At 62.1% G+C, this 24,916-nt stretch carries 17 protein-coding genes; 8 read left to right on the top strand and 9 right to left on the bottom strand.

The window, feature by feature from the left end; translation table 11 throughout:
* Nucleotides 1-146 precede the first annotated feature (146 nt).
* The 6 genes from ABD842_RS05875 to topA all read right to left on the bottom strand — a co-directional run bounded on the left by ABD842_RS05875 (nucleotide 147) and on the right by topA (nucleotide 10,571).
* Entirely contained in the window at nucleotides 147-1,136 is a 990-nt protein-coding gene (locus ABD842_RS05875) for a Ppx/GppA phosphatase family protein (protein WP_345111373.1), read from the bottom strand.
* 583 nt (nucleotides 1,137-1,719) lie between these two features.
* Nucleotides 1,720-5,463, bottom strand: coding sequence for a hypothetical protein (locus ABD842_RS05870; protein ID WP_345111370.1), 3,744 nt, complete (start codon nucleotides 5,461-5,463; stop codon nucleotides 1,720-1,722).
* Between the two features lie 66 nt (nucleotides 5,464-5,529).
* Nucleotides 5,530-6,078 (bottom strand): metal-dependent hydrolase, encoded by a 549-nt coding sequence (locus ABD842_RS05865; RefSeq protein WP_345111368.1) that lies wholly within the window; start codon nucleotides 6,076-6,078, stop codon nucleotides 5,530-5,532.
* Nucleotides 6,079-6,258: 180 nt separating this feature from the next.
* Nucleotides 6,259-6,945 carry an SIR2 family NAD-dependent protein deacylase gene (locus ABD842_RS05860; RefSeq protein ID WP_345111365.1) on the bottom strand — a complete coding sequence of 229 codons (687 nt, stop codon included), beginning with the start codon at nucleotides 6,943-6,945 and terminating at the stop codon, nucleotides 6,259-6,261.
* Between the two features lie 102 nt (nucleotides 6,946-7,047).
* Nucleotides 7,048-7,935, bottom strand: a complete 888-nt coding sequence (locus ABD842_RS05855) for a DUF4846 domain-containing protein (protein ID WP_345111362.1) — start codon at nucleotides 7,933-7,935, stop codon at nucleotides 7,048-7,050.
* A gap of 149 nt (nucleotides 7,936-8,084) precedes the next feature.
* Nucleotides 8,085-10,571 (bottom strand): type I DNA topoisomerase, encoded by a 2,487-nt coding sequence (gene topA, locus ABD842_RS05850; RefSeq protein WP_345111359.1) that lies wholly within the window; start codon nucleotides 10,569-10,571, stop codon nucleotides 8,085-8,087.
* Nucleotides 10,572-10,926: 355 nt separating this feature from the next.
* On the opposite strand from topA, the gene ABD842_RS05845 reads away from it, so the two are divergent.
* The 8 genes from ABD842_RS05845 to ABD842_RS05810 all read left to right on the top strand — a co-directional run bounded on the left by ABD842_RS05845 (nucleotide 10,927) and on the right by ABD842_RS05810 (nucleotide 21,605).
* Nucleotides 10,927-15,354, top strand: coding sequence for a HAMP domain-containing protein (locus tag ABD842_RS05845; RefSeq protein WP_345111356.1), 4,428 nt, complete (start codon nucleotides 10,927-10,929; stop codon nucleotides 15,352-15,354).
* Nucleotides 15,355-15,427: 73 nt separating this feature from the next.
* Entirely contained in the window at nucleotides 15,428-15,970 is a 543-nt protein-coding gene (locus tag ABD842_RS05840) for a chemotaxis protein CheW (RefSeq protein WP_345111354.1), read from the top strand.
* Nucleotides 15,971-16,021: 51 nt separating this feature from the next.
* Nucleotides 16,022-16,417, top strand: coding sequence for a response regulator (locus ABD842_RS05835; RefSeq protein ID WP_345111351.1), 396 nt, complete (start codon nucleotides 16,022-16,024; stop codon nucleotides 16,415-16,417).
* Between the two features lie 76 nt (nucleotides 16,418-16,493).
* Complete coding sequence (locus tag ABD842_RS05830) at nucleotides 16,494-17,585, top strand: chemotaxis protein CheB (protein ID WP_345111349.1); 1,092 nt, start codon at nucleotides 16,494-16,496, stop codon at nucleotides 17,583-17,585.
* Nucleotides 17,582-19,219: a chemotaxis protein CheA gene (locus tag ABD842_RS05825; protein WP_345111347.1), complete on the top strand. Its 1,638-nt coding sequence runs from the start codon at nucleotides 17,582-17,584 to the stop codon at nucleotides 19,217-19,219. The genes ABD842_RS05830 and ABD842_RS05825 overlap by 4 nt, the downstream gene beginning before the upstream one ends.
* Nucleotides 19,220-19,294: 75 nt before the next feature.
* Entirely contained in the window at nucleotides 19,295-19,909 is a 615-nt protein-coding gene (locus tag ABD842_RS05820; RefSeq protein ID WP_345111345.1) for a chemotaxis protein CheC, read from the top strand.
* Between the two features lie 148 nt (nucleotides 19,910-20,057).
* Nucleotides 20,058-21,149 (top strand): agmatinase family protein, encoded by a 1,092-nt coding sequence (locus tag ABD842_RS05815; RefSeq protein ID WP_345111343.1) that lies wholly within the window; start codon nucleotides 20,058-20,060, stop codon nucleotides 21,147-21,149.
* 120 nt (nucleotides 21,150-21,269) lie between these two features.
* Nucleotides 21,270-21,605 carry a phage holin family protein gene (locus ABD842_RS05810; protein ID WP_345111340.1) on the top strand — a complete coding sequence of 112 codons (336 nt, stop codon included), beginning with the start codon at nucleotides 21,270-21,272 and terminating at the stop codon, nucleotides 21,603-21,605.
* An 80-nt stretch (nucleotides 21,606-21,685) separates the two neighbouring features.
* Here ABD842_RS05810 and ABD842_RS05805 read toward each other — a convergent pair whose 3' ends face one another.
* From ABD842_RS05805 to ABD842_RS05795, 3 genes are all read right to left on the bottom strand, one after another.
* On the bottom strand, nucleotides 21,686-22,489 hold the full coding sequence (locus ABD842_RS05805) for a DUF4349 domain-containing protein (protein ID WP_345111337.1): 804 nt from the start codon (nucleotides 22,487-22,489) through the stop codon (nucleotides 21,686-21,688).
* 151 nt (nucleotides 22,490-22,640) lie between these two features.
* Nucleotides 22,641-23,945: a UDP-N-acetylglucosamine 1-carboxyvinyltransferase gene (murA, locus tag ABD842_RS05800; protein ID WP_345111335.1), complete on the bottom strand. Its 1,305-nt coding sequence runs from the start codon at nucleotides 23,943-23,945 to the stop codon at nucleotides 22,641-22,643.
* Nucleotides 23,946-24,057: 112 nt separating this feature from the next.
* Entirely contained in the window at nucleotides 24,058-24,801 is a 744-nt protein-coding gene (locus ABD842_RS05795) for a DUF4290 domain-containing protein (protein WP_345111333.1), read from the bottom strand.
* Nucleotides 24,802-24,916 lie beyond the last annotated feature (115 nt).

Genomic DNA, 24,916 nt, shown 5'->3' with positions numbered 1-24,916 from the left:
ATAAAAGTAAAAAGCCCTTTACCGTTGGCGCGGTGAAGGGCTTTTTACTTTGACGAAGGCTTAGAAATAGGACCGAGGAAGGTCCTTCGCCAGCTCAGGATGACAGACGAAAAACGAACAGCCAAACACCAAAAACGAATAACCGCTTACTCCATCTCGGAGGAGCGGGCGGATACGTCGGCGTAGGGCGTGATGCCGGAGTGGTCGGTGCTGGGGCGGATTTCCTCGAAGTGGTCTTCGAACAGCGTCTGGAGCATGCCGTCCTTCAGGCCGATGTCGGGCACGATCATCTGGCTGATGTTAGCCCACTGCATGGCGGACAGGTAGATGTGGCCGGCGGGGATGATGACGTCAGCGCGGTCGGGGTTGAGCATGGCCACGTTAACCCGCTCATCCATGGTCATGGCGGTCAGGTTGCCCAGCACGGTGGCAATACGGCGGCGCGTGACGGGCTTATCGAGCGAGGCCTGGGCCAGGCGGTAGAGCTTGTTGATGTTGCCGCCGGTGCCGATGGCGCGGGTAACGTGGTACTTGCGGCCGTTTTCGGTGACCCAGTCTTCCATGCGCTGCCACAGGCCGTTCTGCGCGTCGGTGCTGGCCAGGCCGCTTTCTTCCTGCTGCATCCGCCGGATGGAGCCGATTTCAAACGACTGGGAAGCTACTTTGCGCCGGTCGTGGTAGATGTTGAACTCGGTGCTGCCCCCGCCCACGTCGATGTGCAGGTAGTGCTTCTTGTCTTCGAGCAGGTGCTCAATCACGCGGTTGATGTAGGCGGCCTCGGCCTGCCCGTCGATTACCTGCACCGTCATGCCCAGCTCCTGCTGGATGCGGGCCGCTACGGCGGCGCCATTGGCGGCCGTGCGCATGGCGGAGGTGGCGCAGATCAGGTAGTGGGCCACGTCGTGCACTTCCATCAGCAGCTTCAGCGCGTGCAGAAACTTGATGAACTTCTCCTCCTTCTTTTCTGAGATGGTGCCGGTGGCAAACACGTCTTCCCCCAGCCGCAGCGGGTAGCGCACGTATTCCACGCGCTTGAGCCGGTACCGGTCGCCATAGTGGAGCACCGCCGAAATCTGGCAGCGCACCGCATTTGATCCAATATCGATGGCGGCCAGTTTTAGCAAGGGGTAATCCATAAGGTTGGGTAAGGTGGCGTGGGCGCGGGGCCGGCACAAAGATATAGGTTTGGACGCACCGCACCAGCGGATGAGGCGCGGGTTGGTAAGAAGCGCTGCGGGAGGAACACGGGGTGGGGGAATCCGCCTTCGGAAGCATCGCTACCGCTTCGCCAAAAAGCCTCTAACGAAGCGGTAGAGATGCTTTGGCAAGCGGACGACAGATGAAGCATGACAATTCCCAAACACGCTCTTGGTACCTAAGGGCCTGTCCTGGGAATTGCGCAAAACATTGTTTTCCCCGTGTCAAGCAAAGCTGGCGCGTCCATGCTGCACTCGTAATTCCTGTTGCAGCAAATCCGGTTGAGAAATTTCGACAAGTCCAGTACGAAAAGTGTCAAACACAACTTTTGCTCACAAAAAAGCCCCGCTTTCGGCGGGGCTTTTTTGTGGGTAGGGGAGGATGCCGGGCGGGTGTAGCGACGCATCTTTGCGTCTCGGCGTTTGCGCCTTCCCAACGATTGTCGTTCAACGGGCAGACGCAAGTATGCGTCTCCACATCGTTCGGGACTGTCGTTCAGTTCCGGCACGCAGGTGCGCGTCGCTACTGGTCGATGCGGAAGCCGAGGCCAACCTGAATCAGCCCGTTTTCCGGGGACTTCTGGTAGGATACCGACAGGGCCAGCTGGTCGGAGACGGGGGCGATGAAGAAGCCGGCGCCGTAGCTGTCGTGCCAGCCGGCGGGGGAGCTGCCCTTGAAGTAGACCCGGCCCCGGTCGTAGAAGCCGAACAGGCCGTAGGAGAAGGGCAGGAAGGAGGTTTGCACCCGGCCCAGGGCCAGGCGCAATTCCGTGTTGATGTACAGGCTGGCGTCGCCGCTGAAGCGGTTGCGGTAGTAGCCGCGCAGGTTTTCGCGCAGGCCCAGGGTGGCGAACTTGTAGAACGGGATTTCGTCGTCGTCGCCGTAGTTGCGGGCGCCGCCGCCCTTAAGTACCAGCGTGACGGGCACGAGCAGGCGGGCCGTGCCGTAGTACTCGGCGAAGCCCTGGGTTAGCCCGAAGTTGCCCTTGGTGCGGTTGAGCTGGTGGTAGCTGTCGTGCTGGGCCAGCAGGCGCACCCCGCGGCGGGCGAAGCTTTTCCGGTCGCGCAGGTCGAGGTCGAACAGGGTATTCACCCCAATCAGGCGCTGAAAGCTGGTGTTGGGCCGGATGATATCCGGGTTCGGGTTGGTCTGAAGCTGGCCCAGCAGGCTCTGGCCGCTGAAATTGCTGGTGTACTGCTCGTAGGTGGGGCCGATGCGGAACAGGCTGCGCTGGAAGAAGGTGCGCTCGGTGAAGGCGTTGAGCGTGTAGCCTTTGTAGCGGGCCTTGTAGAAGAGGTTATCGTGGAGCGTCTCGTCCTTGGTGGTGTTGTTGCCCAGGCCGAAGAAGTTGTAGAACGGGAAGAAGTTGCCATACTCGGTGCGCGCCCCGATATCCCACTGCCCCACGGCGTGCCGGTGCCGGGTGTTGAGCGAGACCTGGAAGTTGCCGTTGGAGGAGCCGCGCACGTCGAAGCCGTACAGGTTCTTGTAGTCGGGCTTACGGAAGCCCTGGCGCACAATGTCGAAGCCGGCGCCGGCCCCGAATCCGTCGCTCTGGTTGTAGATGAGCGTGGCGCGCGGGTTGTAGCCGTCGTACTCGAAGGCTTCGCGGTCGTAGCGGTTTACGGCCAGCTGGTTGGAGGTATGGTTTTCACTTTCCTTCCCCAGCTTCAGCTCCGTGTCGGTCAGGTCATACACCTTGGTCTTGGCCCGCAGCCCCGAGACGCGCGACTCGTCGGTGATTTTGTCTTTGCCGTCGCCGCCGATGATGCGGACCAGCACGCTTTTGGAAGCCGTACCCGTGACGGTGAAGACGTCCTTGCCGTCGAGGCCGTAGAGGGCCACTTCGGCGGTTTCCTGGTGGCGGAAGGTCCGGTCGAACAGCGGGTCGCCGTTGGGCGCATCGCCTTCCTTGCCTTTGTCGAACATGCGCACCCGCACGTTGCCGTCGGGCAGGCGGTCGACCTGAAATACCTCGGCCTTGTTGGAGCCCACCACGTCCACGCGCTTGGCCAGCATCAGGTAGTACTCGTCCAGGGCCTTGGGCAGCTCCTGAATCCGGGCTTTGAGCTTGCGGTTCAGGTCGTTGCCCGACAGCGGCTGGATTTCCCTGGGCAGCGTGGCCGTAGCCTGGTCGATGGCGGCGGGGGTGATGCGCTGCTGCATGTATTGCGCCGTTTCCTGCCACTGCTCCCGGGTCACGCTCTGCAGCAAAAACCGGTCGAGGTGGCGGGCGGGCCAGTTCAGGCTTTCCATATCGTGAAACTCAGACTGGAAATCCTCGATGCTGGGCACGGCCCACTCGCGGTTGGCCACGTAGGTCAGCAGGCCGTTCCAGAGGGTGAAGCTCTGGTCCCGGTCGCGGGGGATGGGGCGGTAGATGGTTTTCTTGCCCTGCTTGTAGCCGGCCCACTTCCAGTTGTCCTCGTGCTTGCCAAAGTCGGCCACCAGCATGTCGAAGGCGCGGGCCTTGGCCAGGGCCGGGGCATCGATCTGGTTGTCGTGGTCCTTGTAGAGCTGGCGGAAGAAGCTGAACGAGCGGCGCACATCGTCAGCCCCGCCGAAGCCGGGCAGGTTGGGCTTGGGGTCCACGGGCCGGTCTTCGAGCGTGCCCAGCAGGCCGGCGTACTTCTCGCGGTAGGGGCCCAGCGTGCTGTTGTCGGGCAGCACAAACAGGCGGGGCCGGGCGTGCAGAATGTCGGTCTGGTCGAGCAGGGAGCCGGTGACCAAGGCCGAGTAGGGGTGGGCCGTGGGCGTAATGTCGCGGAGTACGTCGGCGGCTACGGAGTTGCGCAGCTCGGGCGGCAGGATGCGGGTCACGTCCTTATCGACGGAGCGGAATACGTATTCGGAGGAGTCGGCGGCAATCAGCTTGACCGAGGTCGTCTGTCGGCCGCCGCCTTTGCCGAAGATGCGCAGCCCGCCTTTCTCCGTGGCCAGGTCCAGCGTCTTTACCGCCACCGGCTGGATCCAGGAGCTGCGGTAGAGCTGCCCGAGCATCAGGCGCTTGCCCGGGCCGGCCGTGTACTGCGCGCCCGGGGCCAGCGTTGTCGTGGCCTGAAACGGAACGTCGGGCTTGGTCCCGGCTACGCCCGCCGGCGCCGTCGGGCACTCCGGAATAAAGAAGTTGACCGGCACGTCGGGCAGGCGCGGCGTGGCGCAGGCCGACTGAAACAACGTGGTGCTGTAGGCTTCCGCTACGGCGGTACCGGCTTTGTCGAACGTGAAGAAGGCGGTCTTCACGGTGCCGTCGGCGTAGTAGTCGAGGCGGGTGTAGCCTTCCGCCGCCTTGTTGAACAGCGCCTGGGAGTTGGTTCCCACGTGCTCCTTCTCGGCGAAGCTGCCCGCTATCAGATGGTAGTTGTCTTCGAAGCGGGTGAGCTGCAGGCTGAAGTCGTGGGCGGCGGCGTACACCACGCCGGGATTTTCCTTGAGCGTGCTCAGCATCTGCTTGCGCAGGTCCTGGTAGGCCGGGTTGGCCAGGTCGCGCGGGGTGCCCACGTTTTGGCGGTAGGCAGAATAGATGCTGCCGAAAACCGGCAGCGGAATGCCATTCCCGAAGGGAAACAGCTGGCGGCTCAGCGGCATCCGCCCGCCGTACACGCCGTTGCTGATAACGGGCTGATGGCCCACGAGCAGCACGTTGCGGCCCTTGGTTTCGTCCAGCACATCCTGTAGCTGCTCCCGAAACTCCTCCTTGGTCATGGTTTTGCACTCCGTGTCCGGCGCTTCGGGCCGGTCAAACGGGTGCGTCCACCAGGGCGAGTTGATGGCAACCAGGCGCACCAGCGGAGCTACGTCCACAATTTCGGGACCGGGGCAGCCGCCACTGGGCAGGAAGGCATTCTGGTTGGGCAGCTTGGCCTCGATGTATTTTTCCAGTCGCTGCACCCGCTTCAGGCCATCGGGGCCGGAGTTGTCCCAGTCTTTGTCGCCGGGCAGGAAGTAGATGCGGCCGTTGGGCAGGCCCTGCACCAGGGCAATCAGGGCATCGGCGCGCTCGGTCTGACCACTTTGAGTGGAGTCCTTCCTGCTGCCCAGGCCCGCATTGCCCACGATGTCGCCGAGGTGGACGACCGTGAAGGCCCCTTGCTGCTGCTCCAGCTGCTGCCGCAGGGCGCGCAGGTGGGTTTGAGGCAGGTCTTTGCCGGCGGTGTTGCCGAGCAGGTACACGGCGTGGGCGGGAGCGGAAGCAGATTGAGCGTAAGCGGACGACGCAGCGGTGGCAAGCAGCGCCGCCCAAAGCAAGCGGTAGGTTTTTCGCATAAAACGGAGCGAGGAGTAGAGTGGAATTCCTCCCTTACGCAGGAAACCCGGCCGTGGTCCATGCGGTTAGCGCCCGGCGCTGGCCGGAGAACCGAAAAACCGCTGCAGCGTGAGCAGAACGGCGCAGGGCAGCACTACCCAGATGGCTTCGCTTTGCAGCACCCGCCACACCGTGGAACCCACAAAGTTACGGACCCCGATGGGCGACACTTCAATGGGGCAGAAGCCAAAAAAGTAGCGCTCCGGCCAGAAGGGGCTGAAGAAGGCCACGCCCAGCCCGCCGGTAGTCATGGCGTCGAGCACGCCGTGCGAAGCCGTGGCCAGAAACAGCAGCAGCCACAGCCGGCCCGGCGGCGGCCCGGCCCGGCGGCGCGCTAGATGCCCGATACCAACGGCCCCGGAGGCCACTACTGCCGCCGCCAGCAACGAGTGCGTCAGGCCGCGGTGGCCCCACAGGCTGGCGTACGGCACGTGCAGCTTGAAGCCCAGCACGTCGATATCGGGCAGAAAGGCGCAGGCGGCGGCCAGCAGCCAGTAGCGCAAGTACCGCGGGTCGGGCAACAAGAGCTTGCCCAGCGTGACGCCCAGCGCCACGTGTCCGAAAATGGAAGCCATGTGGGTAGGGAGATAAGTCGGAAGCGAAAAATGAGTAGGTTAATTTACACCAGTTTAGCCAGTATCAGCTTTTCCCCAGCCCGCTGACCGGCCTCTCATCCCCTCCTCATCCATGGCTAAGCCCGGACAGCAACAGCGGCCCGGGCCCGGAGTTGAGGCCGCAATCGGTGCCAGCAGGTGCTAGCGCCGCAGCAGCGCGGCGACGCGTGGCACGCCGGTCGAGGCGGGCTCCGTAATGAACTGCACGTTGGGCCGGGCCGACAGCGGCGGCTGATTGGGGTCGATGATGTAGACCGGACAGCCCGGCGGCGCAAAATGGACCAGACCCGCGGCCGGGTACACCTGCAGGGAGGTGCCGATGACCATAAACACGTCGGCGGTGGCGGCCTGCTCCGCTGCCAGCTCCATCAGGGGGACCTGCTCGCCAAACCACACGATGTTGGGGCGCAGCTGGTGGCCTTTCTCGCAGGTGTCGCCCAGGTTTATCGTGTCGCCGGTCATGGGGTACACCAGCTTTTCGTCGTGGGTGCTGCGCGCCTCGAACAGCTTGCCGTGCAGGTGAATGACACGGCTGGAGCCGGCGCGCTCGTGCAGGTCGTCCACGTTCTGGGTGATGATGACGACTTCAAATTCTTTTTCCAGCGCGGCCAGCGCCCGGTGGCCGGCGTTGGGGTGGGCAGCGCGGGCGGCGGCGCGGCGCTGGTTGTAGAAATCCAGCACCAGCGCCGGGTTGCGGGCCCAGCCTTCGGGGGAGGCCACGTCTTCTACCCGATGCCCTTCCCAAAGCCCATCGGAGCCGCGGAAGGTGGCCAGGCCGCTTTCGGCGCTGATGCCGGCGCCGGTCAGCGCTACTAGTTTCTTTTTCATGGGTACTGGAATACTAGGGACCAAGATACTGCCGGGAGGCCGGGCAGCAACGAAAGCAGCAAGACGCCCCGCCGGCGGCAAAGTAATAAGCCGGCCGCACTGTCAGAAACGCATCAGCTCATTGCTGCCAAAGGTCCATTCCGGGGTGTGGAAGCGCTTTTCCTGCGGGCTTACTGCAAACCAGGCGCCCAGGGCCGCGTCGCCTCCTTCGTTGCGCAGCACGTGTAGCTGCTGGGCGGGCATGTAGCTCTGGGCCAGCAGCACGTAGCGCCGGCCGGTAGCAGCGTGCTCGGCCACGTCGAGCACGATGACGGCGTGGCCCGGGGAGCCGCCATAAACCAGCACGTCGCCGGGCTGCACGTCAGTCAGCAGCACGGGCAGCAGCTCCCGGGCCAGGGACAACGTGCCGGCGTAGGTGAAAATCCGGTCGAGGTACTGCCGGAAAACGGCGTGGGTGGGCGGCTGCGGCGGGCGCGAAACGGGTTCCACCACGGACCCCCGCACCCGGAAGCCCCGGCCGCCGTACCAGTCGGCAAACCGGATGTCGTCGCCGCTGGTCAGGTGAAAATGCACCAGCGCCGGGTCCTGCGCAAACAGGTACTCGGCCCGCAGCCGGATGACGGCATCGGCGCACTGCTGCAAATCCTGGCGGCCGACGTCCAGCTTGACCACGGCCGCGTGCACGTCCTGCCGTTCCTTGCGCGTGCCGTCGTACAGATGCACCGCCGTGCCCGCGGGCAGCAGGGGCAGATACCGGAGCCAGTGCCCAAAAGAGCCCGGGGCCACTGCCACCCGCCGGCAGCCCCGCGGCGGGGCAAACCGGGCCGCTACGCTCCGGCGCGCGTCGTAGGTGCCGGCGGGGAGCCAGGCGTAGCGGTTGGCAATGCCTGCCGCTACCGGGGGGGCAGGTGGTAGCGCGCCGGTGGCCGTTGGCCTGGCCTGGGGAAGGGGACTGGACGTGAGCAGCAACAGGGCAGCATAGTATTTCATCGGCCGGATAATAAAAATCAACTCGGCTCATAACGCGCCCGGCAGCGGTATATTTCTGTTCGGCTATCTTAAAGTTGAGCGTTCCGGTAAAGTAAAAAAGGGCTCCAATTCGAAAATTGGAGCCCTTCTGACTGGATTGAGTCAGCTTGTTACTTCGCTTTTACGGCGGCCTTTTTGGCGGTGGTGCCGGCTGCCTTCTTAGCCGCGGGCTTTTTGGCCGCCGGTTTCTTGGCGGCCGGCTTTTTCTTGGCCGGCTTATCGGCCGCGTCCTCCGCGGCGGGCACTGCCTTCTTGGCGAAGCGTCCGCCCTTGGCCGGCTTGTCCGGCGTCGCGTCGCCCAGCTCGATGCAGCGGGCCAGCGTCAGGTCGGCCGGCTCTTCGCCTTTCGGAATCTTTACGTTCTTCTTGCCCACCACGATGTAAGGACCGAAACGGCCGTTCAGCACCTGGATGTCCTCCCGCTCGGGGAAGCTTTTGATCAGTCGCTCGGCGTCGGTTTTGCGCTTGGTTTCAATCAGCGTCACGCCCTCATCCGCCGTGATGGTATGCGGGTCCTGCTCCTTGGTGAGCGAAAAGAACTTGCTGTCGTGGCGGATATAGGGCCCGAACCGGCCCAGGGAAGCCGTCATGTCCTTGTCTTCGAACTGACCCACGATGCGCGGCAGCTTAAACAGGTCCAGGGCTTCCTCCAGGGTGATGTTCTCAATGAACTGCCCTTTGCGCAGGCTGGCGTACACGGCTTTCTCATCTTCCGGCGCGCCTTCCTTGGGCTCAATCTGCACGTAGGGACCATAGCGGCCCAGGCGGGCGGTGAGCTTCTGCCCGGTTTCGGGGTGCAGCCCGATTTCGCGGGTGCTGCCCAGCGTGCTGCGCTCAATGTCCTGGCCCCGCTCGATGGTTTCGTGGAAGGCCCCGTAGAAGTCGCCCAGCATCTTGCCCCACTGCTCCTGGCCGTTGGCAATCAGGTCAAACTCGCCCTCCACCTTGGCCGTGAACTGGTAGTCGATAATGATGGGGAAGTGCTCGACCAGGAAGTCGTTGACGACCATGGCCGTATCGGTCGGAAACAGCTTGGCCTTGTCGGCCCCGTAGGTTTCGGTTTTGGCTTCCGTCTTCACCTCGGTGCCGTCCAGGGTGAGCACGTGAAACTTGCGCTCCTTGCCTTCCCGGGTGTCTTTTTCCACGTAGCCCCGCTTCTGAATCGTGCTGATGGTGGGCGCGTAGGTCGACGGCCGGCCGATGCCCATTTCCTCCAGCTTTTTTACCAGGGAAGCTTCCGTGTAGCGGGCCGCCGGCGAGGCAAACCGCTCGGTGGCGCGCAGCAGCTGCAGGGGCAGGTTCTGCTCCAGGCTCAGCGGCGGCAGCCCCCGCGAAAACGACGACTCGGTGGTGGCTTCATCATCCACCGTCTCCTCGTCTTTCGACTCGCTGTAGACTTTCAGAAAGCCCTCAAACGTAATGACTTCGCCCGAGGCCGTGAGCGGCGTGCCGGGCTGGGTGCTGATACCGATAGTAGCCACCGTGCGCTCAATGGTGGCGTCGGCCATCTGCGAGGCCATGGCCCGCTTGCGGATCAAATCATAGAGGCGCTGCTCCTGCGAGTCGGAGCCGGCTTTGAGCAGGGCAAAGTCGGTGGGGCGGATGGCTTCGTGGGCTTCCTGGGCCGAGGCCGACTTGGTTTTGAAGTGGCGGGTGTGGGCGTACTCGGGGCCGTAGGCGCTGCTGATTTCGGCCTTCGCGGCCACCAGCGCGTCCTGGCTCAAGTTCACCGAGTCGGTCCGCATGTAGCTGATCTTACCGGCCTCGTAGAGCTTCTGGGCCACGCTCATGGTCTGCGCTACCGAGAAGCCGAGCTTGCGCGAAGCTTCTTGCTGCAGGGTAGAGGTGGTGAAGGGCGGCGCGGGGCTGCGCTTGCCGGGCTTTTTCTCCAGATCCTCAATCTTGTAAGTGGCGCCCACGCAGCGGGCCAGAAACTCCTGGGCCTCCGGCTGGGTCTTGAAGCGCGTGGGCAGCTCGGCCTCCAGCACCGCCCCGCGGCCGGCATCGAAGCGGGCCGTGACGCGGTAGGCCGACGACGACTTATGCTGGTTTATTTCCCGTTCCCGCTCCACCACGAAGCGCACGGCCACGCTCTGCACGCGGCCGGCGGAAAGGCCGGTCTTCACTTTTTTCCACAGCACCGGGCTCAGCTCAAAGCCCACGAGCCGGTCGAGCACGCGGCGGGCCTGCTGGGCATTGACCAGGTTCAGATCAATTTCCCGCGGGTTCTCAATGGCGGTCAGGATGGCGTTCTTGGTGATTTCGCGGAACACGATGCGCCGGGTTTTGGCGCTGTTCAGGTTCAGCGTCTCGGCCAGGTGCCAGGAAATGGCTTCGCCCTCCCGGTCATCGTCACTGGCCAGCCACACCGTTTCGGCTTCCTTGGCCAGCTTCTTCAGCTGGGCAATGATTTCGCGCTTATCGGGCGAAACCACGTAGGTGGGCTTGAAGCCATTGGCAATGTCAATGGCATTGTTGTCCTTCGGCAAATCCCGAACGTGACCGAAGCTGGACTTTACGATATAGTCCTTGCCTAAATACCCTTCGATGGTTTTGGCTTTGGCCGGTGACTCGACGATGACTAGATTTTTTACCATTATAAGGTAGTAGGGAGCGGGGGGAGGGTGGGTTTTGCTTGGAAACGCCCGAAGCAATGCAAAAGTTGAATTTTGCCGCAAAGATGCCGGAATAATCCGGCGCAGCTACGTCCCGGCCGGCAATTATCCGGTGAGTCATCAGCCCAGCAAATAGCGGCGCAAGGGCTTTTTTAACGCCGCAAGCTACGCAAGTGGTTCACACAATGACATTTTGTAAAGTATTTTCATATTTGCAGACGTATGCGTGGGAAGAGGCGGTATTTATTACCTTTGTAAGTCTAGGAACCGCTTGATGGCGGTTCCTGGTTTATCGCAATGCCTTCTTCTCCCAGGCTTCGCAACCCATCCCCTTAGTATGGCTTCAGGTAAGACTACCAAGAATACTGACTCTCCGGAAACTGCCGCTCCCGAGACATCTGCCTCCGCGACGCCTGCCCCGTCCGCGGCCTACGATAAAGCTCCGCTGCTGCGGCCCGCCGGGGCCCGCACCAGCTCCGACATCACCCGAAAACGGGGCAGTGGCCGGGGTTCGGAGGACAGCCAGGAAGCCGACTACGTCAACGATCAGCTCAACCGGGTGCTCTACGCCCTCGACGCCTTCAAAAAAGGGGACGTGTCGGTGCGCCTGACCAAGCAGAACGACGACATCTTCGCCGAGATTGCCGAAGCCTACAACTCGATGGTAGAGATGATCGGCGGCGTAGGGGGAGAGGTATCACGCATTTCGAAGGTGGCCGGGGTAGAGGGCAACCTGAAAGCGCGGGCTTCGGCCGAAAACGCGTCGGGCTTCTGGCGCGACATGATCAACAATATCAACGGCCTGGTGGACAGCATCGCCGTGCCGGTATTGGAAGTAGGCAAAGTACTCAAGAACATCAGCAAGGGCAATCTGGACGAAACCTTCCAGATTCCGGTGTCGGGGGACTTCAAGGTAATGGCCGAAACCATCAACAAGACCATCGACAACCTGAACCTGTTTGCGGGCGAAGTAACCCGCGTGGCCCAGGAAGTAGGCACCGAGGGCAAGCTCGGCGGCCAGGCCTCCGTGCCCAACGTGGGCGGCGTATGGAAGCAGTTGACGGACAACGTAAACACGATGGCCGCCAACCTGACCAGTCAGGTACGCGACATTGCCAACGTGGCTACCGCCGTAGCCAAAGGTGACCTGAGCCAGAAAGTTACCGTCGATGTCAAGGGGGAGCTGCTGCAGCTCAAGCAGAACCTGAACCAGATGGTGGACTCGCTGAACCTGTTTGCGGGCGAAGTAACCCGCGTGGCTCAGGAAGTAGGCACCGAGGGCAAGCTCGGCGGCCAGGCCTCCGTGCCCAACGTGGCCGGCGTGTGGAAGGAGCTGACCGACAACGTAAACTACATGGCCTCGAACCTGACGAGTCAGGTGCGCGACATTGCCAACGTAGCCACGGCCGTAGCCAAAGGCGACTTGTCGCAGAAGATTACGGTTGACGTTAAAGGGGAGCTTCTCTTGCTGAAGCAGAACCTGAACCAGATGGTGGACTCGCTGAACCTGTTTGCGGGCGAGGTAACGCGCGTGGCCCAGGAAGTAGGCACCGAAGGTCGCCTCGGCGGCCAGGCCTCCGTGCCCAGCGTGGCCGGCGTGTGGAAGGAACTGACGGACAACGTAAACTACATGGCCTCGAACCTGACCCTTCAGGTGCGCGATATTGCCAACGTAGCTACCGCCGTAGCCCGCGGTGACCTGAGCCAGAAAATTACGGTTGACGTTAAAGGGGAGCTTCTCTTGCTGAAGCAGAACCTGAACCAGATGGTGGACTCGCTGAACCTGTTTGCGGGCGAAGTGACCCGCGTGGCTCAGGAAGTAGGCACCGAGGGCAAGCTCGGCGGCCAGGCCTCCGTGCCCAACGTGGCCGGCGTGTGGAAGGAGCTGACCGACAACGTAAACTACATGGCCTCCAACCTGACGAGTCAGGTACGCGACATTGCTAACGTGGCCACCGCCGTAGCCCGCGGTGACCTGAGCCAGAAGATGACGGTGAATGTGAAGGGCGAAATCCTGGAGCTGAAGAACATTCTGAACCAGATGGTGGACTCGCTCAACATCTTCGGCGACGAAGTGACCCGGGTAGCCCGCGAAGTAGGCACCGAGGGCAAGCTGGGTGGCCAGGCCAACGTGCCCCGCGTGGGTGGCACCTGGAAGGAGCTGACGGACAACGTAAATACGATGGCCTCGAACCTGACGCTGCAGGTGCGCGACATTGCCAACGTAGCTACTGCCGTAGCCAAAGGTGACCTGACCCAGAAGATGACGGTGAATGTGAACGGCGAGATTCTCGACCTGAAGAACATCCTGAATCAGATGGTGGACTCGCTCAACATCTTCGCCGGCGAAGTAACCCGCGTAGCCCGCGAAGTAGGTACGGAAGGGATTCTGGGCGGTCAGGCCAACGTGCCGAGCGTATCGGGAACCTGGAAGGATCTGACGGACAACGTAAACACGATGGCCTCCAACCTGACGAGTCAGGTACGGGACATTGCCAACGTGGCTACCGCCGTAGCCCGCGGCGACCTGAGCCAGAAAGTAACGGTAAATGTGCGTGGTGAGCTGCTCCAGCTCAAGGAAAACCTGAACCAGATGGTGGACTCGCTGAACACGTTCGGCGACGAAGTAACCCGGGTGGCCCGCGAGGTAGGCACCGAGGGTAAGCTCGGCGGTCAGGCCGTGGTGCCCAACGTGCGCGGTACCTGGAAAGACCTCACCGACAACGTAAACACCATGGCGGCCTCCCTGACCTCGCAGGTACGGGACATTGCCAACGTAACCACCGCCGTAGCCCGCGGCGACCTCAGCCAGAAAGTATCGGTTGACGTCAAAGGCGAGCTGCTCGATTTGAAGGACAACATCAACCGGATGGTGGACTCGCTCAACATCTTTGCCGGCGAGGTAACCCGCGTGGCGCAGGAAGTAGGCACCGAGGGTCGCCTCGGCGGCCAGGCCAACGTGCCCAACGTCTCGGGCGTTTGGAAAGACCTCACCGACAACGTAAACACGATGGCCGCCAACCTCACCACGCAGGTGCGGGGCATTGTGAAGGTAGTAACGGGCGTATCGAAAGGTGACCTGACCCAGAAGCTGAAGCTGGAAGCCAAAGGCGAAGTAGCCGAGCTGGCCGACACCATCAACCGCATGGTGGACGACCTGAACCGCCTCGCTCTGGAAGTAAGCCGCGTGGCGAAAGTAGCCGGGGTAGAAGGCAAGCTGACGGAACGTGCCACGGTCGGCGGCGTATCGGGCTCGTGGAAGGAAATCGTGGACACGCTCAACGACCTGATCGAATCCATTGCCTCGCCGGTACTCGAAGTATCGCGCGTGGTACGGGCCATCTCGGAAGGTGATCTGACCCAGAAAGTTGAAATCCAGACCGCCGGCGACATTCTGGCCATGTCCAACGCCCTGAACATCGCCGTAGACAACCTCAACGAGCTGCTCGGCGAAATCAACGAGTCGTCGCAGTTTGTGGGCGAGTCGTCGGAGGAAATGGCGGCCAAGGGCCAGGAAATGAGCCGGGTTACGGTAGACGTGGCTTTGGCCATGCAGCAGATGGCTGAAGGCGCGCAAAACCAGGCTTTGAAAACCGACCAGGCCTTTAAGCTGATTGAGGAAATCATGCAGGCCACGAAGGAAACGGCCGGCAAGGCCGACATCGTGAACAAGTCGGCTATTCTGGGGGAGCAAACCTCGCAGCTGGGTCTGAAAACGGTGGCGGAAGTGGTAAAGAACATGGAGGAAATCTCCAATGCTGCCGCCCAGACCAGCAAGACCATCGAAGTACTGAGCACCCGCTCGCAGGAAATCAGCAAGTCGCTGGGCGTCATCACCGACATTGCTTCCCAGACCAACCTGCTGGCTCTGAACGCCGCCATCGAAGCCGCCCGCGCCGGGGAAGCCGGCCGTGGCTTCGCCGTAGTAGCCGAAGAGATTCGCAAGCTGGCCGAAGGCTCCCGCAAGTCGGCTTCCGAAATTGCCACTCTGGTAGAGGACGTAAAGAAAGATACGACCTCGGCCGCCACCGCTATTTCGACCATGGAAGGCCGGGTACTGAAAGGCAAGAACGCTACGTTCGAAGCCTCCAGCGCCTTTAAGAACATTGCCACCAGCAGCGGCGAAACGCTGCGCACCTCCCGCGACATTCTCACGGCCACCGAGGTCCAGAAAACCTCGATTGGCGACGTCGTGAAGTACGTGGAGGAAGTAGTAGCCATTGCCGAGCAAACCGCCTCCGGTACCCAGCAGGTAGCCAGCACGGCCAAGCAGCTCTCGACCTCGATGCAGGAGCTGACCACCTCCAGCCAGAACCTGACCGACATTGCCGACGACCTGCAGGTCGGGCTGTCCGCCTTCCAGCTGGTGGAGGAGATGCTGCCCGAGCCCGAGCCCGAGCCTGAGCGTCGGGGAGCCCTGCGCCGGATGAGCAACCAACGCGCTGCCCAGCAGGCGTCGGCCGCTCCGACGGTGTCAGATAGCTCCTCGCGCCGGGTTGCCAACCGCAAAGCCGTGGCTACCAACCGTAGCGAGGCGGCGAAGCGGGCGGCGGCTACTCCGGCCGCCAACCGCCAGCGCGGCGTGGTACCCACCGCTGAGACTGCCCCGGCCGCCAGCCGTGCTTCCGGGAGCAAAACGGAGGCTCCCGCCGGTCAGCGGGCGGCGCGGCGCAGTGCTGCGGCGAAGCCGGCCGCGGCCCCAGCCCCGGCCGCCAGCAATGGCAAAGCCGCCCCAAAGGCGCAGGCGAAAAATAAAGCCAAGTAATAGTATCCGATAACTCTTCGTAGGTAGTCCCATGCCCGAAAAGGCCAGGGACTACTTTTCAACCCCCCTGGGAATGCCTGAAATAGAATCGACCGGCGAGAAAAAGGTAGTAAAGCAGGATAAGCTGATTCAGCTGATCGTGTTCCGGCTTGGCGATGAGGAATATGGTATTCGCATCGAGCAGGTGAAGGAGGTGACGGTGACGCCGGAAATTGCCCGCATGCCCAAGACTCCCCCGTTCGTCAAAGGCATTGCCAACCTGCGCGGTGATATCATTGCCATCATCGACCTGGAGGAGCGCTTCAAGCTGCGCTCGGCCGGGGAGCCCGTCACGGGAGTCAGCTACACGCTGGCCGTCGAGGCCAAGGACTACACCATCGGGATTGTGGTGCGCGAGGTGCCGCAGCCGCTGTCGATTCCGGTTTCCATCATTGAAAAGGCCCCGGAGTTCATCCAGGACATCAACATTCACGACAAATACATCGAGGGCATTGCCAAAGTAGACGAGCGCATCATCATTGTGCTCGACATGCTCAAGCTGCTCACCCCGGAGGAAATTATGCAGCTCCAGCCCAAATCAGAATCTTCCCCTGCTCAGGGCCGTACTAGAGCCTGATTGCTGCGCTGCAATTCCTTTTCCCTTATTTCGCTTCACTGACCCAACCCTATGAAAAACCGCATTCTCATCGTAGACGATTCCTTCTACATGCGCACGATGCTCAAGAACATGCTTACCGATGCCGGCTACGAAGTAGTAGGTGAAGCTGCCAACGGCCAGCAGGCCCTGGAAATGGCTTCTGCCACCAAGCCTGATCTCATTACGCTGGATGTAATTCTGCCCGACAACACGGGATTGGACGTGCTGAAGGGTATCCGGCAGGAACAGCCGAATGTGAAAGTGGTGATGTGCAGTGCCGTAGGCCAGGAAATCATTGTCAACGAAGCCCTCGAAAGCGGTGCTACCGCGTACATCGTGAAGCCCTTCTCGGAAGAGAAAGTCCTGGAAATAGTAGGCAGCGCCCTGCAGAACGCTGCGGAAGAAGCAGGTTCTACCGAAGACTAACTACCTGCCTTTCCTGCGCTGCCCGACTTGTGATAGTCAGCCGGCAGCGCTGATTTCAGCGCGTTTTCCCCACTCAGTGTCCGATTTTTCTGCCCCTTTCACCCTGTTGCTCGGCGACTTGCCCACCTTGGTGCGCATGGAGTTGACCAAGCTGCTGCATGCCGAGCCCGATCTGCGGGTGGTCGGCGCGGCGGCCGGAGCCGGCGAGCTGGTAGCCCAGGCCCGCCGGCTTCGGCCGGGGCTGGTGATAGCCGCAGAAAACCAGCTGCTGGGCCTGGAGCAGCTGGCGCAGCAGCAGCCGGTTCCCGTACTGTTATACAGCAGCGCCGCGCCCCTGGCCGGAATGCTGCGCGAAGCCGCCCGCTGGGGAGTATTCGACCATATCCACCCGCTGCTGGGCCGCAATCATCCCGACTACGGAAACTACTGCCGGGACCTGCTACGCAAGATTCGCTCCGTACGGACTTCAGGCAACGGCCCGAAGGCTGCCGTGACAGTTGCACCCCGCCCCACGACCATGCCCATGCCACCCCGCCGGGTGGTCGTTATCGGGGGCTCAACCGGGGGAACCAAAGCAGTGGAAAGCTTGGTGCGCACCTTGCAGCCTCTGCCCGATACCACAGTTATCATAGCAGTGCATCTGCCGGCGCACTTCACTGATTCTTTCGTCGGGCGGGTGCGGCGCGCGGCCACCATGCCGGTACTTGCCGGGGTGCCCGGCACCTTGCTGACGGGAGGTACCATCATTATTGCTCCCGGTGGGCAGAACCTGATTATCCGGCCCGGCACGCACGGCGCCTGGCTGTCGTGGCAAACTGAGGTAGCCCACGATGCCAGTCCCACCTCCGATGAACCGTCGATTGACCTGCTGATGAAGTCGGTCGTGCGCGCCTTTGGGCGCTATACCACCGGTGTCATCCTGACGGGCCTGGGCACCGACGGCACGCTGGGTGCCCAGCGCATTCAGCAGGCCGGAGGAACCGTTCTGGCGCAGGACGCTGCTTCTTCAGCCGTGTTCGGGATGCCCAAATCGGTTATTCAGGCGGGGCTGGCCAGCGCCGTACTGCCGTTGGCAGAAATACCGCAGTATCTCAACCGTAGCGTCGGGGCCGTCCGCCCAACCCGCAATACGCTGGTGCCATCCTTTTCCCAAATCGTCGCACGATGAAGTCCCGGGAGCAGGAGTACCGCGAAATGTTCATGGCGGAAGCGTTGGAATACTACGACGCCATGAGCCGGCACATCAGTGAGCTGGAGAAAGACCCTACCGACGAAAAGGCTCTGCATGAGCTGTTCCGGGTCATGCACAACCTGAAGGCTAACGCCCGCGCCATGGGCCACGCCGACATTGGGGAGGTGGCCCACCGCATGGAAACCATTTTCGGGTTTATCCGCAGCAAGGAGCGAGCCTTCGAAGGCTCGCTGGTGCCCGTGCTCTTCACCGGCGTCGATACGCTGGGTGGCATGATCCGGGCCGTGGGCGACGGCGAGGAAACTGCCAATGCGGATGCCTTGCTGGCTAACCTAGAGCGGCTGGTGAATGGGGAAGAGCCGTTGCTGGAAGAAGACCAGAGCGCGACCGACGAAGATGCTACCCGCAAGCTGGAGCTGTCGGATCTGGTATACATCCAGATTAAAAAGCTGGATCATCTGCTGAACCTGGTCGGAGAGCTGATTATTGACCGGGACCGGATCATGACCCTAAGCCAGGAAATCGGCCATCCCGCGCTGCAAAGCACGGCCGCCCACCTGTTCCGCATTGCCGACGACCTGCAGTACAGCGTGATGGATGCCCGGCTGGTAAACGTGGGCTCCCTGTTCAACAAGTTTCCCCGGGTAGTGCGCGATGTGGCCACGGCCGAGCAGAAAGATGTGGAACTGACCATCATTGGTCAGGACATCCAGATTGACCGCAACATCCTGCAGATTATCACCGATGCGCTGCTGCACCTGGTGCGCAACGCCATCGGCCACGGCCTGGAGACGCCCGAAGTGCGCCTGAAAGCGGGCAAGCCCGCCGAGGGCCACCTGACCCTGTCGGCCCAGACCGAGCGCGACGACGTGCTGATCCAGGTAACTGACGACGGCCGCGGCATCGACGTGGAAAGCGTGCGGAAAAAAATTGTGGAGCGCGGCCTGGCGACAGCCGAGGTTGCCCGCCATCTGGATCCGGATTCGGTGCGGGCCTTCCTGTTCGAGCCCGGCTTTTCGATGGCCAAGGAGGTAACCGATATTTCCGGCCGCGGCGTGGGCCTCGACGTGGTGAAGCTGGCCATCGACTCGCTCGGCGGGCAGCTCCGGGTCGACTCAGTGCTGGGGCAGGGTACCACCTTTGCCCTGGTGCTGCCCACTTCCATTGCCGTAAAGGGTGCGCTGCTCTTCGAAATAGCCAACCGCAGCTACGCCATTCCGCTCATGCACACCGATTCGGTGGTGTCATTGTGGCCCGATGAGATGCACATTGTGGGCGGGGTACTGCTGGCCCGGGTGCTGAACGAAAGCGTACCCGTGGTGAACCTGCACGAGCTGCTGCACAGCGCGGAAGATGGCGCGCTGTCCGTGGCTACCAAAAGCACCCTTATCGGCCGGCAGGACATCATCATCGTAAACTACAACAACCGGAAGCTCGGCCTTATCGTCGACCGTTTCCTGCGGCAGCAGGACATTGTCATCAAGCCGATGAGCAAGCCTCTGGATCAAATTGACTTGTTTGGCGGGGTCACGCTGCTGGGTAGCGGACAGGTTTGTCTGGTGCTCGATGTGCCGGCCCTAACCCGACTGTTTTTAGCCAAACGACCGTAACAAACGTATTGCAGGCCTTGGGTTGCTTCATATTAGGCAGCTCTACTCAACTGATTGACTCCTATGGATTTGCACATGACGGAACTAGAGCGGGATATTATTCGCGAGATTCTGAACATAGGCTTGGCCCGGGCGGCTGACTCATTCGCTGCCATTGCGCAGGAAAAAGTGCTGCTCGAAGTTCCGAATCTGGATATTATGCCGGGGCATAACATGCTCGACAAAGTGCACGAGTACTCTGGTACGCACGCCGTCATCCAGTCCGATATCCGCGGGGACTTCAACGGTACCACGCTGATGTTCTTCTCGGGCCAGCACGTGCAGCGCCTCTCGCGGGTGTGCCTGCGCATGTCGGTGCCCGAGTCCATCGAGATTGACGAGATGCAGGAATCGTTGCTGCTCGAAATCAGCAACATCATCACCGGCGCCCTGGTCACGCAGCTGGCCAACATTCTCAAGGCCAAGATCTACGGCGCGCCGCCCGTGGCCCCGCGCGGCGACCTGGCCGATTCCCTGACCAGCCTGATGAGCCACGAATCGATGGTGCAGCCGCTGATTTTTTCCGTCATCACGCAGTTTTCGGACAAGGAAAACTCGGTGGAGCTGCCGCTGATGCTGTTCTTTGACCGTACAACCTTCGATAAGATTCTCGAAATCATTCGTACCTACGATTTTCTGGGCGGACAATAGCCCATCGGCTGGTCTACGTTATGGCGTAGCAGCAAGCTGTCCTGTTAAGCACGGTGCCCCGGCTGGTCGACGACCAGCCCCGGGGCCTGCCTGACAGGACAGTTTTTTTATTTTCGCCCTTTCCTTTCTTCGTTAAGCCCCGAACCCTATGCCGCAATCTGCCACCTCCAGCCTGGAGAAAAAGCTGGCCAGCTTCGACCCCAATGCCCTTGGCGATACCGCCGGCGGAGTGTATGGTCTGCCCTTTACCGTAGAGGAAGCCCAGGTCGTTATTGTGCCCGTGCCCTGGGAAGTCACCGTATCGTACCGCGCCGGCACCGCCGAGGGCCCCGAAGCCATCCGGACAGCCTCTTTGCAGGTAGACCTCTACGACCCGGACCTGCCCGATGCCTGGCGTATGGGCCTGGCCATGGAAGAGTCGGACGAAAAGGTAAGCGCCGACAGCCGGGAGCTGCGCACGCTGGCCGCTGACTACATTGCCTGGCTGGAAGCCGGCCAGCCGGCCGCCCAGGCCAGTAAGTTTGCCGGCGCCACCGCCAAGATCGGGGTGCGCGGCAAAGCTCTGGTGGACTGGCTGAAGCAGAAAACCGGTGCCCATCTCGATGCCGGCAAAGGCGTGGTGGTGCTGGGCGGCGACCATAGTACCCCGCTGGGCTACCTGCACGCCCTGGCCGAGCGTCACGAGGAGTTTGGCATCCTGCAGATCGACGCGCACTGCGACCTGCGCCCGGCCTACGAAGGATTTGAATACTCGCACGCCTCCATCATGTACAACGCCCTCAAGCTGCCCCAGGTGAAGAAGCTGGTGCAGGTCGGCATCCGTGACCTGTGCCAGCAGGAAGCCGAGCTGGTGGCGCAGTCGGGCGGGCGCGTGGTGATGTTCCACAACCGGTTTCTGTCGAACGAGAAGTTTGCCAAGAAGTCGTGGAAGAAAGTATGCGGCAAAATCATTGCCCAGCTGCCCTCCAAGGTGTACCTGAGCTTCGACATCGACGGGCTGGACCCCAAGCTCTGCCCGGGCACCGGTACGCCGGTGCCCGGCGGCCTGGAGTTTGAAGAAGCCCTGTACCTGCTGCGCTCCATCGTCGAGTCGGGCCGCACCATCATTGGCTGCGACCTGAACGAAGTAGCGCCCGGCGACACCGAGTGGAACGCCATTGTGGGCGCCCGCCTGCTGTTCCAGATGGCGCACTGGATGGGCGTCTCCCAGGGCCGGCTCAAGGCCCGGGTGGCGGAGTAGCCGCCGGCCCCAACGCCCACCGGAATTTTGCGTATCGTTGTCCGACCTGCCGCGGGGTGGGTCGGACTTCCTTTGTCCCCGTTTTTTGCCCCACCAAACACCATTCAACCACCACCACTTATGGGATTCATCCTCAAACTGCTGCTCACCGCCATCCTGACCTACGTGCTGGCCAAGTTCCTGCCCGGCGCCCACATCGGCGGCTTCACCGACGCTATTCTGCTGGTGGTGGTGCTGGCCGTGCTCAACGCCGTGCTCAAGCCGATCCTCAAAATCCTGGGCTTTCCCATCACGGTGCTCACGCTGGGGCTGTTCCTGCTGGTCATCAATGCCGTCATCGTGCTGCTGGCCGACTATTTCCTGGCCGGCTTCAAAGTCGATGGCTTCTTTGCCGCGCTGCTGTTCAGTATCGTGCTGTCGGTGGTAACGTCGGTGGTGGATATGGTGATAGATTAGGCTGGTACTACAGTGCTTTTACCCGCAAAAAGGCCGGTCACGCGCGTGACCGGCCTTTTTTGCGTGGAGGCGTCCTCGGCTTAAGCGGCCGCGTGCGGCCGGCGGCGCCAGAGCCAGCCGCCGGCCGCGCCCAGCAGGAGCAGGGGCCAGACCGTAGTAAGCACCACTGCCACCGCCACCAGCACCGACCAGCCGCGGTTGAAAGCTGCCAGCAAGCGGGGCACGGCGGGCGGCTCGGGGCTGGTAATTTCTGCGGCGGCAATAACCTGGTAGTAGCGCAGGGTGAGCGAAGCCCAGGTGCTCTGCCGGCCGTAGTCCTTCAGCTGGACCTGGGCCGCCGCAATTTCCGCGCGGGCCTGGCGGGCCTGCTCTTCCAGAAGCTGGATTTCGGCCGGGGTTTTGGCCTGCCGCCGCAGCAGCTGGTACCGGCTTTCGGACGCCTGCCGGGCGCGCAGCCGGCTGCCGGCCTCGAGTACGTCGGCCGTTACGTCGGCCGAGGTTACGTCCTTGCTTTCGATGCGGCCCAGCCTGCCCAGGGCCTGCAGGAGGGGCATAAACTCCGTGGGGGGCACTTTGATGGTCATTTCCTGCCAGTGCTGGCCTTCGGAGCGGGTTTCGTGGGCCGTGCCGACGTAGGCCGCGTGCTCGCGCAGCAGCTGATCCGTCTGGCTGGCTGCCTGCTCAAAATTATCCACGGCCAGCTTCAGCTCTCCGTGGTAGATGACGCTGCGGCCGGGGGCCGCCGCCGCCGTGCCGGTGCCGGACGAAGCCGGGCTGGCGAATTCGGGCGTTAGTCGGGGCGGGGTGGCGCTTTCTTCCTGGGCGGCCTGGCTGCACCCTGCCAGGCCCAGTCCGAGCAGGACCGGGTAGAACAGATGTTTCATCAGAAGTCGGAATAAGGGTTGGAAGGAAAGCTGCGCAGCCTGGCTCTTTATGCGCCGGGCCGTGGCAGGTAACCCGCCGCGGCCCCAAAAAGCCGAAAGCCCGGCCTTGTCGGGCCGGGCTTCGGAGGTAGCTGCGCAAAGGCGGCTGACCCTACAGCCGCCGGATCTGCGCGCCCAGCGCGTTCAGGCGCTTATCAATGAACTGGTAGCCGCGGTCAATCTGCTCCACGTTCTCAATCACGCTACGGCCTTCCGCCGAAAGCGCCGCAATAAGCAGGGCCACGCCGGCCCGGATGTCGGGGGAGGTCATGGTGATGCCGCGCAGCTTCTGGCGCTGGTCGAGGCCGATGACGGTGGCGCGGTGCGGGTCGCAGAGAATCACCTGCGCGCCCATGTCGATGAGCTTGTCGACAAAGAACAGGCGGGACTCGAACATCTTCTGGTGAATCAGCACCGTGCCCTTGGCTTGGGTGGCTACCACGAGCACAATGCTGAGCAGGTCGGGCGTGAAGCCGGGCCAGGTGTGGTCCGATACGGTCAGGATACTGCCGTCGAGGTAAGTGGCAATTTCGTAGTGGTCCTGGGCCGGAATGTGGATGTCGTCGCCGCGAAATTCGAGCTGGATGCCCAGCTTGCGGAAGGTATCGGGAATGATGCCCAGCTCCGGAATCTGGCAGTCCTTGATGGTGATTTCGGAGCCCGTCATGGCGGCCAGGCCAATAAAGGAGCCGATTTCAATCATGTCGGGCAGCATGCGGTGCTCGGTACCGCCCAGGCGCTGCACGCCTTCGATGACGAGCAGGTTGGAGCCGATGCCGTTGATTTTGGCACCCATGCGTACCAGCATCTTGCAGAGCTGCTGCAGATACGGCTCGCAGGCGGCATTGTAGATAGTGGTCGTGCCCTGGGCCAGGGCGGCCGCCATCAGAATGTTGGCCGTGCCGGTTACGGAGGCCTCATCCAGCATCATGTAAGTGCCGGTCAGGCCCTTCTCGGCCTTGATGCGGTAGAAGTCGGTGCCTTCCAGGGTGAGCTTGCCGCCGAGCTTTTCCAGGCCCAGGAAGTGCGTGTCCATGGGCCGGCGGCCGATTTTGTCGCCGCCCGGCTTGGGCAGCTGGCAGCGGCCGAAGCGGCCCAGCATCGGTCCCAGAATCATTACGGAGCCGCGCAGAGCACCGGCCTGGGCAATAAATTCGGGGGTGTCGAGGTAATCCAGATTGACGCTGTCGGCCTCGAATACGTAGGTGTCGGAGGCCAGCTTGCCCACTTTCACGCCCATGTCGCGCAGCAGCTCGATGAGCTTGTTCACGTCGCGGATGTCGGGGATGTTGCTGATGGTAACGGGCTCGGCGGTCAGCAGCACGGCGCACAGAATCTGCAGTGCTTCGTTCTTGGCGCCCTGCGGCACGATTTCGCCTTTCAGCGGAGTGCCGCCGATTACTTCAAATGAGGCCATAGTTTTTTGAGCTGCAAGCTGCAAGCTGTAAGCTACAAGCGGCAAGCTAAATGTCGGTTTGAAAAAATGGGGAGCTGTAAGCTTGCGGCCTATAGCTTGCAGCTCCTAACTACTATTGCGGGGGTTGCTGGGGCTCCTGGCGGCTCTTTTTGCCGCCCCGGCGCTGCTTGTCGCGGCGGTTGTTGTTGCCGCGGCGCACTTCCCGGTCGCCGCCCCGCTCACTGCGGTCGGCCCGCTCACTGCGGACCGGGGCGGCCACGAAGGCCGCGCGGCTACTGCTGGCCACCGGCACGGCCGGCGTGCTGAACTCAAACAGGGCTTCAGCATCCACCCGGATCGGGTCAAGCTCCAGCTTGCCGCCGGAAAGCTCCTTCAGGTGCTTGAGAATGGTGACGTCCTTGGCGTTTTCCTTGCTGTAGGAGCGGTACAGGAACTTCATGGTGCGCCCGATGGCGATGGTAGCCTGCTCCCGCTCGGCCGGGTCTTCCAGGCTGATGGCCTGGGCAATCATGGTGTCCACGCTGGCGCCGTAGGGCTTGAGCTTGGGGCCTTTGCTGGGGTAGGCCACGCGCTGGGGCTCCTTGGCCAGAATGTCCAGCTTGTGCAGCTCGAAGGGCGCATCCACGTCCAGCTCGCCATCGGTCATCTCGAAGATGTGGTTCCAGACTTTCTGCTGGGAGTCGGGCTGCTCGCGCAGGGAGGAGTTCAGGCGAAAGATGAGCTGCACGATCTGCTGGGCGCGCTTGGTGCGCTCGTCCCGGTCGTCGATGGTGCGCAGCTGCTGAATAAGCTCGTAGGTGCTCTGGCCGTATTCGCGCAGCAGCAGCTCGTGTTTGAAAGGGGAAGGTAAAGCCATCAGAAAAAGGCGAAGCCGCGAATAAAACGGCTGTGGAAAGCAGGAAAAGGCGACGCCAAAGCATCAGCCGGTAGGGGCAGGGCCGAAAAAAGGATGGCCGGCGTGCCCAAAAAAC

Origin of the sequence: Hymenobacter algoricola (genome assembly GCF_039539525.1) — a bacterium.
Taxonomy (GTDB): Bacteria; Bacteroidota; Bacteroidia; order Cytophagales; family Hymenobacteraceae; genus Hymenobacter; species Hymenobacter algoricola.
The sequence above is the reverse complement of the archived record's forward strand: the minus strand, read 5'-3'. Positions and strand labels throughout refer to the sequence as shown.

Excerpts from the sequence above, each read along its gene's own strand:
- ABD842_RS05875 (WP_345111373.1), bottom strand. The coding sequence starts at position 1,136 with ATGGATTACCCCTTGCTAAAACTGGCCGCCATCGATATTGGATCAAAT.
- ABD842_RS05870 (WP_345111370.1), bottom strand. The coding sequence starts at position 5,463 with ATGCGAAAAACCTACCGCTTGCTTTGGGCGGCGCTGCTTGCCACCGCT.
- ABD842_RS05865 (WP_345111368.1), bottom strand. The coding sequence starts at position 6,078 with ATGGCTTCCATTTTCGGACACGTGGCGCTGGGCGTCACGCTGGGCAAG.
- ABD842_RS05860 (WP_345111365.1), bottom strand. The coding sequence starts at position 6,945 with ATGAAAAAGAAACTAGTAGCGCTGACCGGCGCCGGCATCAGCGCCGAA.
- ABD842_RS05855 (WP_345111362.1), bottom strand. The coding sequence starts at position 7,935 with ATGAAATACTATGCTGCCCTGTTGCTGCTCACGTCCAGTCCCCTTCCC.
- topA (WP_345111359.1), bottom strand. The coding sequence starts at position 10,571 with ATGGTAAAAAATCTAGTCATCGTCGAGTCACCGGCCAAAGCCAAAACC.
- ABD842_RS05845 (WP_345111356.1), top strand. The coding sequence starts at position 10,927 with ATGGCTTCAGGTAAGACTACCAAGAATACTGACTCTCCGGAAACTGCC.
- ABD842_RS05840 (WP_345111354.1), top strand. The coding sequence starts at position 15,428 with ATGCCTGAAATAGAATCGACCGGCGAGAAAAAGGTAGTAAAGCAGGAT.
- ABD842_RS05835 (WP_345111351.1), top strand. The coding sequence starts at position 16,022 with ATGAAAAACCGCATTCTCATCGTAGACGATTCCTTCTACATGCGCACG.
- ABD842_RS05825 (WP_345111347.1), top strand. The coding sequence starts at position 17,582 with ATGAAGTCCCGGGAGCAGGAGTACCGCGAAATGTTCATGGCGGAAGCG.
- ABD842_RS05820 (WP_345111345.1), top strand. The coding sequence starts at position 19,295 with ATGACGGAACTAGAGCGGGATATTATTCGCGAGATTCTGAACATAGGC.
- ABD842_RS05815 (WP_345111343.1), top strand. The coding sequence starts at position 20,058 with ATGCCGCAATCTGCCACCTCCAGCCTGGAGAAAAAGCTGGCCAGCTTC.
- ABD842_RS05810 (WP_345111340.1), top strand. The coding sequence starts at position 21,270 with ATGGGATTCATCCTCAAACTGCTGCTCACCGCCATCCTGACCTACGTG.
- ABD842_RS05805 (WP_345111337.1), bottom strand. The coding sequence starts at position 22,489 with ATGAAACATCTGTTCTACCCGGTCCTGCTCGGACTGGGCCTGGCAGGG.
- murA (WP_345111335.1), bottom strand. The coding sequence starts at position 23,945 with ATGGCCTCATTTGAAGTAATCGGCGGCACTCCGCTGAAAGGCGAAATC.
- ABD842_RS05795 (WP_345111333.1), bottom strand. The coding sequence starts at position 24,801 with ATGGCTTTACCTTCCCCTTTCAAACACGAGCTGCTGCTGCGCGAATAC.